This window comes from Chlamydiifrater volucris, assembly GCF_902806995.1.
GTDB lineage: Bacteria > Chlamydiota > Chlamydiia > Chlamydiales > Chlamydiaceae > Chlamydiifrater > Chlamydiifrater volucris.
The window spans coordinates 217,485-230,887 of the sequence record NZ_LR777654.1 but is presented as its reverse complement, the minus strand read 5'-3'; the positions used below and the strand labels follow the sequence as shown (position 1 = coordinate 230,887).

Annotated in this window: 11 protein-coding genes, 1 tRNA gene and 1 pseudogene; 8 read left to right on the top strand and 5 right to left on the bottom strand. The window is 40.1% G+C overall.

The genetic code is table 11. From position 1 onward, the window contains the following. Nucleotides 1–9: 9 nt before the first annotated feature. From KJA62_RS00990 to KJA62_RS00965, 6 genes are all read left to right on the top strand, one after another. Nucleotides 10–579, top strand: a complete 570-nt coding sequence (locus KJA62_RS00990) for a shikimate kinase (RefSeq protein WP_213318188.1) — start codon at nt 10–12, stop codon at nt 577–579. Then, nucleotides 576–1,673, top strand: a complete 1,098-nt coding sequence (gene aroC / locus KJA62_RS00985) for a chorismate synthase (RefSeq protein ID WP_213318187.1) — start codon at nt 576–578, stop codon at nt 1,671–1,673. The genes KJA62_RS00990 and aroC overlap by 4 nt, the downstream gene beginning before the upstream one ends. A gap of 94 nt (nt 1,674–1,767) precedes the next feature. Then, nucleotides 1,768–2,868, top strand: a complete 1,101-nt coding sequence (gene aroB, locus KJA62_RS00980; RefSeq protein ID WP_213318186.1) for a 3-dehydroquinate synthase — start codon at nt 1,768–1,770, stop codon at nt 2,866–2,868. Next, nucleotides 2,868–4,355 carry a shikimate dehydrogenase gene (gene aroE, locus KJA62_RS00975; protein ID WP_213318185.1) on the top strand — a complete coding sequence of 496 codons (1,488 nt, stop codon included), beginning with the start codon at nt 2,868–2,870 and terminating at the stop codon, nt 4,353–4,355. The genes aroB and aroE overlap by 1 nt, the downstream gene beginning before the upstream one ends. A 68-nt stretch (nt 4,356–4,423) precedes the next feature. Continuing rightward, nucleotides 4,424–5,329 carry a DUF2608 domain-containing protein gene (locus KJA62_RS00970; protein ID WP_213318184.1) on the top strand — a complete coding sequence of 302 codons (906 nt, stop codon included), beginning with the start codon at nt 4,424–4,426 and terminating at the stop codon, nt 5,327–5,329. Between the two features lie 113 nt (nt 5,330–5,442). After that, on the top strand, nt 5,443–6,495 hold the full coding sequence (locus KJA62_RS00965) for an NAD(P)/FAD-dependent oxidoreductase (RefSeq protein ID WP_213318183.1): 1,053 nt from the start codon (nt 5,443–5,445) through the stop codon (nt 6,493–6,495). On the opposite strand, the gene KJA62_RS00960 is transcribed toward KJA62_RS00965, so the two are convergent. The 3 genes from KJA62_RS00960 to KJA62_RS00950 all read right to left on the bottom strand — a co-directional run bounded on the left by KJA62_RS00960 (nt 6,456) and on the right by KJA62_RS00950 (nt 10,058). After that, nucleotides 6,456–7,280: a hypothetical protein gene (locus tag KJA62_RS00960; RefSeq protein ID WP_213318182.1), complete on the bottom strand. Its 825-nt coding sequence runs from the start codon at nt 7,278–7,280 to the stop codon at nt 6,456–6,458. The two genes, KJA62_RS00965 and KJA62_RS00960, sit on opposite strands and share 40 nt — an antisense overlap. Before the next feature lie 22 nt (nt 7,281–7,302). Next, nucleotides 7,303–8,289, bottom strand: a complete 987-nt coding sequence (locus tag KJA62_RS00955) for a malate dehydrogenase (RefSeq protein ID WP_213318181.1) — start codon at nt 8,287–8,289, stop codon at nt 7,303–7,305. A gap of 176 nt (nt 8,290–8,465) precedes the next feature. After that, complete coding sequence (locus KJA62_RS00950) at nt 8,466–10,058, bottom strand: glucose-6-phosphate isomerase (protein ID WP_213318180.1); 1,593 nt, start codon at nt 10,056–10,058, stop codon at nt 8,466–8,468. A gap of 83 nt (nt 10,059–10,141) precedes the next feature. Between KJA62_RS00950 and xerD the strand changes: the two genes are divergently transcribed. Further along, entirely contained in the window at nt 10,142–11,029 is an 888-nt protein-coding gene (xerD, locus tag KJA62_RS00945; RefSeq protein WP_246481873.1) for a site-specific tyrosine recombinase XerD, read from the top strand. 14 nt (nt 11,030–11,043) lie between these two features. Here the strand turns inward: xerD and KJA62_RS00940 are convergent, their stop codons facing one another. Further along, the gene (locus KJA62_RS00940; RefSeq protein WP_213318178.1) at nt 11,044–11,382 is read right to left on the bottom strand and encodes a hypothetical protein; all 339 of its coding nucleotides are present in this window, start codon (nt 11,380–11,382) and stop codon (nt 11,044–11,046) included. 154 nt (nt 11,383–11,536) lie between these two features. Further along, a tRNA-Leu gene (locus KJA62_RS00935) sits at nt 11,537–11,618 on the bottom strand. 1,343 nt (nt 11,619–12,961) lie between these two features. Here KJA62_RS00935 and KJA62_RS05220 point away from each other — a divergent pair. Continuing rightward, nucleotides 12,962–13,402: pseudogene (locus tag KJA62_RS05220) on the top strand (hypothetical protein); the annotation flags it as partial. Between the last annotated feature and the right edge of the window lies 1 nt (nt 13,403).

The following is a 13,403-nucleotide window of genomic DNA, read 5'->3' as shown; positions in this document are numbered from 1 at the left end:
TAACAAAAGATGCTCGTAATTTGTGGTCTCCCCAGGTCCGGTAAAACTTCTCTGGGAAAACAATTATCTGAAGAATTACATGTACCCTTTGTTGATTTGGATCTTTACTGCAGAAACACTTACCTACACATCTATAAAAAACCCTTTTCTTGTTCGCAAATTGTGAGAACCCACGGGGAAAGATTCTTTCGAGAACTTGAATCTTTCTGCTTAACTCTCATCCATCAACACTATCGTCCTTCTGTGATATCTCTGGGAGGGGGCACTCTGCTACACCCTAAGTCAACTTCACTAGCAAAAAAACTTGGGGTTATAATACACCTCGAAATTCCATTTGATAAATATCTGTCGGTCTCCAACAAGCAAAAAATGCCTGAAACCCTCAATAAACTTTCCTGCAAAGAACTAATAATCAAGCTAAAGTTTAGAAACCTGATTTTTAAAAAACTCTCTAATCTCTCAATTGCTTACAACCATGATCAAACACCAGAAAAGAATTCTCAAAAACTCATTAGAAAGCTAAAAAGCCTGGGTATCATTCCAATAAAAAATCCTGAGAAAGAAAAAGTCACTATATGAATAAAAACTCTTTCGGAAAAATTTTCTCATTTACCACCTGGGGAGAGTCTCACGGAGAATCTGTCGGAGTGGTCATAGACGGATGTCCTTCAGGAATAGTTTTGGGAGAAGAAGATTTTCTGCCGGCTATGAATCGAAGATCACCAGGAAATTCTTGTTTTACTTCGTCCAGAAAAGAATCAGACATCGTCCGCATTTTATCAGGAACCTTCAACGGGAAAACGACAGGCGCTCCTATAGCCCTTTCTATTAGTAATCTTCATCATAACACAAAAGAATATGATCATGTAAAAAACATCTATCGTCCAGGACACGCTAGTCTCGGATACATAAAGAAATACGGAGTATATGATTACCGAGGAGGAGGAAGATCTTCAGCGAGAGAAACTGCCTGCCGAGTTGCCGCGGGAGTTGTGGCAAATAAACTATTGAATCACTACAACATACATACGTTAGCCTACTTAGCTTCTATTGGCGATTCAAAAAAAATTTCCCATCTAAATTTTTTTTCTCCATCTCTACGTGATTCGACTTATCATTCTCCAATATTTTGCCCCCAAAAAGACTTGGAAAGGAAGTTTTGCGATCAACTACAAGAGATAAAGATTCGTCAAGATTCCATAGGTGGAATTGTTGGGTTTGTAACAACTCCCATCCCACCAGGACTCGGAGAACCCATCTATGCTAAACTCCCTGCCCTCCTAGCAGGGGCTATGTTCAGCATCCCTGGGGTCAAAGGATTTGAAATTGGCGAAGGGTTCTCCTCTTCGAAATACGCTGGATCAAACTTTACTGACGAAATAATAATAGCTGATGGACAACCTCGACTAAAAAGCAACCACTGTGGTGGATGCCTAGGAGGAATCTCAGTAGGGGCTCCTTTGACGGGTGCCGTGGCTTTCAAACCCACCTCATCCATAGGAAAACCTCTAAACACCGTATCTTGTGACAACAAACCCACACCTATTTCTTTTCATCCAATGTCCTCTAGACACGACCCTTGCATAGCAATTAGAGCTGTGCCCGTAGTCGAGGCTATGATTAATTTAGTCCTTGCAGACTTGTTGCTATGGCACAGATGCACACAACTTTAACCCATACCCAATAATTCTATTGAAAATAGAATAAAATCGTCTAAACTGCTCTCGGTTTTTGGTTCTGTTTATCTTCTAAAAGGTTTTTTTGGCCGTGACTCTCCCCACTAAAATATTTTATCAGTCCCCATTCTCCCAAAATTTTTTCGATTACCTCTCCTCTTTCAAGTGCCCCATTGTTTGCGTATGTGACGAAAACATACGGAAGCTATACTCAAAAACCCTTCTGAAATCGCTACACCCGATGCTCAAGGAAAACTTCATCCTCTCTTTCCCTCCAGGAGAGAACTTCAAAAGTCGAAAAACTTTGGAAAATTTGCAAGATTCCCTCATCCAACTCGAATGCACTTCTCATACTCTTATTTTGGGAATTGGAGGAGGTGTTGTCTTAGATATTACGGGGTTCCTAGCTTCTACGTTTCGTCGGGGAGTTCCTTTTGTAGCCGTACCCACTTCTTTGCTCGCCATGGTTGATGCTTCCGTAGGCGGGAAAAATGGGGTCAATATAGATAATATCAAGAATTCCATAGGGACAGTATATTTCCCAAAATCAGTTTGGATAGATGCAAAGTTTTTGCTCTCTCTTCCCGAAGAAATTTACTTAGAAGGTTTTGCCGAAGTGATTAAACACTCGTTTATCCAATCTCCGGAACTACTTCGGTTTTTACTTCAGAACAAAACTGATCTCCTAAACAGAAAGCCCTTGTATCTCCAATCCCTCATTGCTAAGAACAATCAAATCAAGACTTCCATAGTAACCTCCGACATAGCAGGTAAAAGGCGAAGAAACATTTTAAATTTCGGACATACTTTTGGACATGCCTTAGAAGCCTACTACGCACCTAAAGTTTCTCACGGTCATGCTGTATCTGTAGGAATGATGTTAGAAACTCAACTAACTACAAAGGTACGCGCAGCAAGTTCTACAGCTGTGTTACAAGAACTGAAAGACGCTCTACAAATTTTTAGCCTTCCCACCTCCATTCAGGAATTGCATAGAAAAAACTCTATAGAGACAGCCCCTGATCCAAAAAAAATTCTGGCCTTCATGGCCCATGACAAAAAGAATCTGTCCGGAGCTGCCCCAAAATTCGTTTTTCTAAGAGACGTTGGTCAACCAGAACCCTTCGACGGCAAATATTGCCAGGAAATCCCAAAAGAAACTATCCTCTCTTTCCTATCCCAGAGGTTTTAATGTCCTTACTTTGTGCAACTATTTCAGAATCAACCCCAGAGTCTATATCTAAACAAATACACTTGGCGTCTCAGTTCGCTGACCTTTTGGAGTTCCGGTTAGATAAAATGTTTCCTCATTCCAAAGGGTCTATAGAGTCCATAGATTTCAATAGTCTTCGAAAGTTCAGAGAATTAGCACCGATCCCTGTAATCATCAACTATCCATACAGAGACTACTTTCACTCTTTGAGTGATTACATAACTCTGATAAAGATTCTAGCCCTCCTTCGTCCAGAATACTTGGACATAGATATCACAGTCCCAGAGTATCCTACATCAAGAATTTTACGCCCCTATTCCAAAACAAAAATCATTCGCTCCACTCATCTCGATCACACAGACCTTTCTCTCGTATCTCTACCGGACGTTTATGCGTCCATGAAAAAACATTTCTCTGCGTATCTGTACAAAATTGTCGTAGAAACAGACTCTACCTTAGACACCCTCAACCTATATTCCCAGTCGCTGACTCTGGGTAAAGATCTCATATTTCTTTGCTCTGGCATAAAAGGCACGGCTTCTAGAATTTTATCTCCAGTAAAAGAAAATCCTATCAATTATTCTCACGTTACAGGGTATCCTCCGGTAGCTAAGGGGCAACTATCAACAAAAGAACTTCTTAGATACAATTACCGTTTCTTAAATAAGCATTCCTCTATCTTTGCCCTCGTAGGAGATCCTGTAAAAAACAGTATTGGTCACGTAATCCACAACTATTTTTTGTCTAAAAAACAAATCAATTCCTGCTACTTGAAATTAAATACCCCTCTTGAAAATTTAGAAGACACTTTACAAATCATAAAAACTTTGCCCTTTAAAGGGCTCAGCGTAACAGCTCCACTAAAATCAGCCATATTACCTTTTGTAGACTTCCCCTCTTCCTTCGTAAAAAAAGTAGGTGCTGCAAATACTCTAGTAATTAAAAAAGGTTACGTCTATGCCTTCAATACTGATGGTGTCGGCTGTCTTCGTGCTCTACAAAGACTCAACATTCCTCTAAAAAAAGTGGCCATCTTAGGGTTCGGTGGTTCGGGAAGAGCCATAGCCTTGGCTTTAGCCTTGAACGGATCTAAAGTTTCTGTGTACAACAGGACCACCGATAAATTCTCTCATCTTATTAAAGAGCATTCTATACAAATCTTCTCGCTGAAAAAATTAGATTCACCAGAAACTACTTACGATTTACTCATATCTACGTTACCCCCCAAAGTGGCCATTAACATTCCTTTGAAAATTGCTCGCTGTTTTATGGATTTGTCCACATTACCAAAAAAAACACCTCACATCATTTCAGCCCAGCAACAAGGTATTCCAGTCATCCATGGCTATCAAATGTTCGTCGAACAAGCCCTAGACCAAATTCGTTTGTGGTTCCCTAATACTCTCTCTCTGGGGTTCAATAGAATGTTATTCAAAAAAACTGAAAGAACTCTGTTTTTCACTTAGGAAAATATTCTATAAAAAATTCTTTCTTCCCTATACTTTTTGAACTCAACATTCAAAGAAGTATCCATATGAGCAGCTCACCGAAAAGATCCCTTTTTTTGGCATTTACGTTGAGTTTCTTAATAAATATAGGTTTCGGAAACTCTTCTGATGGCAGGTTTGTCTACGTAAAGGAAATCAAAGGCAACCATCTGATTTCCATTAAATTTCTAAATGAAATATCTGAAGAGGTCCTCTTTTCTGATGAAAAAACTTTAGTAATCGTGGGGCTAGACAATACTTTATTTCAAGGTGCAGAAGCTTTGTCACATAAAGACTGGTTCACAGCTACTATCATTGGATTTACGGAATTGGGACTATCCAAAGAGGAAGCTTGGCATGTTGTTTACCCCTATTGGGTGGAATATCAAAAAAAAGGATCCGTGAAACTTATAGAAAATGTATCTAAAACAATGATTTCTAGACTGTTAGAGCAAGGTAAAACTGTGTTAGCATACACTAATAAGGCAATGGAAAATAGAGATCTTGTAAAGAATCAGCTAGACTCTGTTGCCGTTAGCTTTTATCCAACTCCCACAGCTTTTATACCAGAACATGACTCCTCAACTTCTTTTACTGAAAAGTTCTTAGATAAAGCATCCCTAAGCACTGGCCTTTCCTTCGGAGTTCTATTTGCGGCAAACAGAACCTCTTCTGCTGACTTTCAAAAAATCCTGCTTTTTTTAAAAGAACAACTAGCAAAAAGGCCTTTTGAAAAAATCATTTTTTTAAATGACGACAGCCAGATTGCAACTGCTTTTAATCAGGCTTGTAAGAATTTAGATATACCTTCTTTAAGCGTGACTTACACTGCTTTGCGTTACCAGCCCAAAATCTATTCTCCAGAGTTGTCAAAAATTCAGCACACTTTCACGGAAAAATTACTGAGTAACGATGCTGCAGCGTTACTCCTTCGAAATAACTTCACTTCCTAAAAACGATAAAAAATCTTTTTAAAACATTCCGTAAAAGTTCTTCTCTGTTTTTTAATTTCTTATTTCCTTATCCTTTGATTTTATCGGTAAGAAAGCAAAGATAAGAGGACTTTATGCATATCGCCGTACTGGGGGCTGGTTATGCTGGACTATCCCTGGCCTGGCACCTTTTGTTACACTCCCAGGGAACTGCTGCTATAGATCTTTTTGATCCAATCCCTATTGGAGAAGGGACTTCAGGTATGTCTTCAGGCTTGTTACATGCCTTCACTGGGCGAAAAGCTCTAAAACCATATAGGGCTAATGATGCGCTCGTTTCTGCTCATTATCTCATTACTGAAACAAGCAAAGTTCTAGGACACTCTCTTGTCTTGTCCTCTGGAATCGTCAGACCTGCTTCAGATGATGAGCAAAATTCTCTCTTCCAAAAACGAGTAGAAGAATTCCCTAGAGAGTTGGAATGGTGGGAAAAATCTCGATGTGAATTGGAAATTCCGGGTATAGTTATCCCGGAGAACAGTGGGGCCTTGTTCATCAAAGATGGTATCACGGTAAATAACGAAGCCTACATGCAGGGCCTCTGGGCAGCCTGCTCTAATTTGGGCACGCAATTTTATGATGAAATTATAGAAAATATTTCTGATATTGAGGAATTTTATGATCACATTGTAGTAGCTCCTGGAGCCAATTGGGATATTCTTCCTGAAACGAAAGATATTCCTCTAAACAAAGTAAAAGGACAACTTTTAAAAGTAGAGTTACCTAAAAGTTTCCAAGCTCCCAAATATAGCATAAACGCTCATAAGTACATGGTTGCCCACGCCTCCGATGGAACTTATACACTAGGAGCAACTTTCGAACATAACCTTGCCGATGAAACCCCTAATCAAGAAGTTGCATACAACGAAATTTTTCCATCTCTCCTCCCCCTATTCCCTCAACTTAAAGAGGCGCAAATCGTCGGATGCTCGTCTGGAATGAGGGTCTCTAGCCCTACAAGGAAGCCCATAGTGGCCCACCTTAAAGAAAAACTCTGGTTCGTTGGAGGGTTCGGTTCCAAAGGCCTCCTTTATCACGGGTTAGTCGGGGACATGTTAGCAAAAGCTCTCTTAGCAAGATCTACTGCTTACATCGACAAGGAATTTCTTTTTTCTGTATCTGCGTAGTAAGCAAAAGAAAAACTAAAGAAAAAGGCTAGAGAAGGCGTTAATACAAATGCTGCAGGGATAACCAGAACCAAAGTCTGCAGTAGAAAAGTCCAACTATCAACTTCTGCAAAAACAAAAATGTTCTTCGAGAGCAAATACGAGTTTACTACTAAGAACCCAGAAACAATGATAGGAGCAAGTGCTATAGAAAAAGCTCCTAACTGCCTAGCAACATAACCATGAAACCCTGAGATAATTTTCGAATAGTCAAAACCTTCGGAGTAGCTTAAAATAGGCAAACAAAAGAACAAAGCTGAAAAGGCCCCCACAAACAAAAGTGTACACAGCAAGGCTGACACGTAGGGAACAAAGGCCAAAATTACACTAAACACTTTACCCACTACAGGCAAAGAGCAAAGAATTAAAGTCAACATTACAGCTGTCACTAAGGCAACAACAGCTACAAAGAAGGGCATAGAGAGCAAAAGAGATAGCCAAATGGCCTTCCAATTAGTACGAATTGCAGACAGTACCGTCAGAGGTTGCTCTTCTTCTCTTCCTTCATTTTTCAGCAACTGATGAACAATTACACCCAGTACAAACAAGACGGTAAAAGCTAAAAAAAACGCCCCCGAAGACCACATAAAAACAGAGATATCAGCAGAGAACTCTGTTCCTACTTTCAAAAAGAGCGTAAAGAGCATTCCGAAGCTACACAAGCCAGAAAAAATAAGACTAAACCTTTGTCTATTAAAAGCCTGTTTAAAAGCTACCTGACATAAGGAATTAAAAGGCTCACCCATAAGTACCTCAATAAAAGTTCTTCTATAAAGAAGCTATACCAGCTTTTTCTTCCAATAGTTCCTCTTGAACTACTCGCAATTTTGTTTGAATAAACTGATCCAGTTGAAGGTCCGCTATAATCTCGTAATCTCCATCGGCTTTCATTCGACAAGGAAACCCAAATATGAGGTCCTCAGATATACCATAAGGATTATGATCAGAGCAAACACCAGAAGAAAACCATCTACCCCCAACAGGTTGGAAAATCTCCGCTGCAGCATTGACCAATGCCCTAGCTGCAGAGGCCGCCGAAGAACGTCCTCTCGCTTCTATAACCGCCGTACCTCTCCTTTGCACCGAGGGAATCATTACATTTTCTAGCCAGTCCCTATCTCCTATGTATTCTGCTGCAGGACGCCCTTTGATTGTAGCCAAAGTAAAATCTGGAACCTGTTTAGCTGAATGATTTCCCCAGACAATGACCCTCTCTACATCACGAATAGAAACTCCTGCTCTATGGCTCAACATAGCGTGCATACGATTTTGATCTAGACGCAGCATGGAATGGAAATTCCTCCTATCCAGGGAGGGGGCATTTTTCATGGCTATTAAGCAATTGGTATTTGCTGGGTTTCCAACAACGAATATCTTCGCATTCTTGTTAGCACAAGTGTTCAAGACAGATCCCTGCAAGGCAAAAATTCCCCCATTGACCTTTAGAAGATCCGATCTTTCCATTGAAGCATTCCTAGGCGCAGCTCCGATAAGAAACGCCGCATCAATACTATCAAATGCATCCTCTAAATCGGTACAAACCCGGAGAGATCTCATCAAAGGATAGGCACCATCATCTAGTTCCATCCGGACTCCCGAAAGAACTTTTTCTGTGCCAGGAACATCATAAACCCTCAAATCAATTTCGCAATTCTTTCCAAAAACGTCTCCGTTAACTAAAGAAAACAAAAACGCATAAGCTATCTGCCCTGTTCCACCAGTAACAGCTACTTTCACCAAAGATGCATCCGCCATAACAACGCCTCCGAAAAGGGGAAACTATATCCACGAAATCAATCAAAATCAAGAACTACTACGAAGATAAAAATATCCCGTTCAAATAGCAACAAAAGAAAATCTTCTAACGCTTTGATTTTCAAACCATTCTCACCAAAGAACTTTGAAAAATTCCATACGGAAGCTTAAAGTTGCTAAAGACGTTTTTGCTTATCAAAAACATCCAAAAGCGCACTTACTTCTGATGGGACTTCCTGAGAATTTCCTGCCATCTTTCCTAAGAAACTATCAGCCAAACGTTTTCCCAATGAAACCCCTTCTTGATCAAAGGAATTAATCCCCCAACAAAAACCTTGGAAGACTATTTTGTGTTCATAGAAAGCTAACAACGCCCCTAAAGTCTTTGCATCAACAATATCTGCCAGCAATAATGAAGATGGTCTATTCCCATCAAATTGTCTATTAGGATTATCTGATTTTTCCCCCTTAGCTAATGCCAAAGCCTGTGCTAACAAATTAGCACACAATTTTTGCTGAGAAGAGGTTCCTTCAGAAAAAGGATCCTTTCCATAACGACAGCTACGGAACCCTATAAACTCTACAGGAACTATTTCCGTTCCTTGATGAATCATTTGAAAAAAAGAGTGTTGACTATTTGTTCCAGCCTCTCCCCATATCACAGGAGAAGTTTGAAAGGTTACCTTATCCCCAAATTTGTCTATCCCCTTTCCATTAGATTCCATGGTACACTGCTGTAAATGCGCAGGAAACCTCAACAAAGCCTCAGAATAAGGAATTATAGCCACTGTGGAATACCGCAAAAAATTTCTATTCCATATGCCCAAAAGGGCCGCAATAGCGGGTAAATTTTTTGGCAAACCCTCAAGAGCATTGAGATCCATATCCGCAGCTCCACATAAAATTTCCTTGAAAATTCCAGACCCAAAGGCAAAAGACAGGGCCACACCACCAACCATAGAGGTTGCTGAATACCGTCCACCAACGCAATCCCACATATAAAAAACTTTCAAATAACGTTTAGGATCATCCATAGGACTACCTTCGTTAGTAACAGCTATAAAGTGTTTATTGGGATCTAAATTTGCTTCCTTAAACAAAGATCGAATAAACATTTCATTAGTTGCTGTTTCTAAAGTGCTACCAGACTTTGAAACAACAACAACTAAGGTAGACTGCAAATCCAAATCAGAAAAAGTTGCCGTCACAGAATCTGGGTCAACGTTAGAAACAAACCGAACAAAACGTTTCTGTCCCGGATAAGAAAGAGCTTGATACAGGGCGTGAGGGCCTAGTTCAGACCCTCCAATACCGACCTGAACTAAAGTGGAATAATTGTTGCCAATGGAATTTAAGAAAGATTCTAATTTATAAAATTCTCTTTTCGCTTTTTCCATCATTTCTTTAGCCAGTGAAGACTGTATCTCTTTAGATATTTCTGAAGACACCCATCCTCGCATTGCTGTGTGTAACGCAGGACGATTCTCGCTAGGAAAACCTTTGATTACGTTGACAACATCTCCCGACTGCATAGAACGCATTTGAGAAACTATCCCTCTTTCTTCTCCTAAATTTCTTAAATTTTCAATCACAGAGTCATCTATTCTCTCTAAAGCATAGCAATAAAAGAGACCTGCAGCCGACATACTATACCTAAGGAATCTATCGGGAGTGAGCACTCCTTCATGGTTTAGATTAAAAGGAGATTTTGATAATTCATGAAGAAGTGGAATGGACCTAGACGATAAAAACTTTTCATTGTCTTTCATAAATACCCTGACTACTCTTGTAGACCTCAGACAGAGTAATTAAAAGCCGCTACCCACCAAATTGTATGGCTAACTTTTACAACATGCTTTCATCATTTGAGACTTTTCTAAAAATAGATCGAGGGTTGTCCCTCAACACCGTATCAGCCTACCTAAGAGACATCTCCCTATTTTTAGAAAATTCTAAAATTCAATCTTGCCGCGACATTACTCAACAAACAGTCACGGATTTTTCAGATTTCCTTCACTCTAAAGGCGAAGCTGAAACCTCGATCACCCGACGACTTATTGCTCTAAAGGTCTTTTTCCAGTTTTTAAAGGAGTTTGAACTTTTAAAACAAGTCCCCACAATTGAACACCCAAAAATTTGGAGAAAACTTCCTTCCGTGCTCAATAAAAATGAAGTCGACACATTATTAGAGGCACCCTCCTATAAGTCCATCAAAAACTTCAAAGACTCCTACTGCTCTGCCAGAGATCGAGCTATTTTATACCTCATGTATTCCACAGGAATAAGAGTATCTGAGCTTTGCAATCTAAAATTGGGAGATGTTAATGATGAATTCATACGAGTGCTAGGGAAAGGTTCTAAATCCCGGCTCGTTCCTTTAGGCCAAAAGGCTTCACAAGCTGTCGATGATTATTTGGTTCATTTTAGAGATTTTCTCAAGGAGAAAAAGGGATCCAGCGAGTATTTGTTTCTTTCTTTCAGAGGAGAGAGGCTTAATAGAACCACTATCTGGAAAAACATCCGAGCTTATGCCAGGCTCTCCGGAATAAACAAAAAGATCTCACCACACTCTCTGAGACACGCTTTCGCCACACACCTTCTGGACAACAAGGCTGATCTTCGGGTTATTCAAGAAATGCTGGGACATGCATGCATCTCTTCTACAGAAATTTACACACATATTTCAAAAGAAAGCCTCACCGAAAAATTTAAAGCCTTCCACCCACGAAATAACGGCTAAGTTTAGGCGTCCCTTTAATTACACTCGTAAAATACATTTCCGTCCTGAAAGGAGGCATGGCATTCCTCCTCATCTTCCTCGTCTTCCCCATCCGTCTCAGGGTAATAGAAAGAGTACTCGTAAGGATAGTAGAAGCTGTAGGGGACAGTATCTTGATTAGAAGGGTTATCATTAGAGGAGCTTTTAGGAGCTTTCTTGGCCTTCTTCTTTTTTTGAGCTTTCCGGCCGACTATTTCATAGTTTGCTGCTCCCTCCCTTGCATCCGAAGACGAAAAAGAAGTTCCTTGGACGTTATCTCCGAGAGAAGGAGTAAGATTTAGTAAAAATAAAGCACAGGCCAACCGGGTTTTCATAAATATCCCTAAAAAAATTCCTTTTCCTATCTCTTATTCTACTAGTCGAAAAAAATTTTTTCACACAACAAAAGACCCCACAAAAGAGCGAACATGGGAACGAAAGTGAATCAAACAACACAATCTCAAGCAGATGACAAAGAAAAAAAAAGAATGCCCGAGATAGGACTTGAACCTACATGCCCGAAAGCACCGGATCCTAAGTCCGGCGTGTCTACCAATTCCACCACCCGGGCCGAGGGACTAATTCTATACCGAAATGGATATTTGTAAATACTTTTTATTTCTAAAAACTTTAACAAAAAAAAATCTGCCAAAAGCAAAAAATTCTACCCCTTACCACATTCCCTTTCAAGCACTTAAACCTTTAAAAAAAAACACTTCGCGTTCCCTAGAAATAACGCATAAAACACCCTCGAATAGAAGGAGTTATAGAAAAAACAATCACCCTTGCCGAAAATTATTGAGATCATATAAGTTACGCCCCTCTTTGAGGGGAAACCCAAACCGTCGCGCATCTTTGGAGAATCGCATGAATCAGACCGCCGCCCCAATAGTAAATACTACCTCTAATAGCAACTCAGCCTTTGCCTCCAAAGGAGACTCTAGTGTTGTCCAAGAAGGGGCTTTAAAGACACAAGTGGGCACTTTAATTTTCTCCTGTGAGTGCTCTAGCGAAACCATGGAAAACGCTTCACAAGCAGTACAAACTATCTGCTCTCAAAACATACTGGAGAGCTCCGGGGAATTATTTTCAGCTTCTCGGCTTCCTATGGAGCAAGAAATTATTTTTCTTTCTCCTGAGACGGTTTCTCTAGAAATAGAAGTTAAAGATCTACTGTTAGAACTACAAAAGCCTGATACCGAGCAAGGAAGCACAAGTAATAAACCAATAACCTTATCAAGAGGACCCATAGATAATCCCCTGCTTTTACCAAAAAGTCCCCTAAACGAAACTAACAGCTTATCAAACTTTAACAACAGCAGCAAGCCTACCCAAGAAAAGACTAGCTCTGAAACTTCTGAACAAAAAGCGCTTCCTGATTCCTTAGAGAGAAATTCCTTGTCTCTACTATCCCCACAAAAATCTGACAGAGGAGCTGTGAAGAACATCTCCTTGCTATCCCCAGATAAGAGCAACTCATCAGTAAGGCTTTCTTTAGTCGAAACCAAAACCTTTGAGCAAGGCGATTCGTTGCAAACAACGGAATCTTCTTCTCAATCTTCAAAGGATCAAGGGGAAGAGTCCTCCCGACAAGACAGCGGTCGAGATTCTGAGCAAAATTCAAAAGAAGATAGAGAAGAAGACACAAGCCCAAATGAAACGAAAAAAACGTATTCGTCTCAAAAAAAAGAGCAAACACTAGGAATTGACCAATTGCTTTTTCAATACAATCAAAGTACAACTTCAACTCCTATGTCTAAAAGAGAGGCTCCTTCACCAAACTTTCAAAAAAAATCTGCCTCCCCTATGGCATTCTTTAGTTCCAGCCTCAGTTCACAGTCTAAGAAAGGTTCTTCGGGAAGAGCCTCTATCTCTGTCGAAAAGAACTCTTCCCAGGTGGAAGATTCTTCCAACGAGAATATTTTTTTACGATTTATGCGCCTGATGGCTAGAATACTGGGTCAAGCCGAGGCCGAAGCCCATGAGCTCTACCTAAAAGTGAAAGCTCGTACAGACGACGTGGAGTCTTTGACTCTCTTAATATCCAAAATTAATGCAACCAAAGGTGATGTCGACTGGTCCAAAGATCCAGAAATGATGGCTTTGGTGGATAGAGCTAAGCGATTAGGAGTTGTGGTCCCGAATAGCAACTACAAGTGGACTGAAGAAGAAAAAAAAATGTTTAGAGAGAATATCCAAATGCGTAAAGAGAACATGGAAAAAATTACGCAGTTGGAACGAACAGACATGCAAAGACTTTTGCAAGAAGTTTCTCAGTGCCACCAAGCGCGATCTAATGTTCTGAAACTTCTTAAAGAATTAATGGATACCTTCATCTATAACTTGCGTCCTTAAA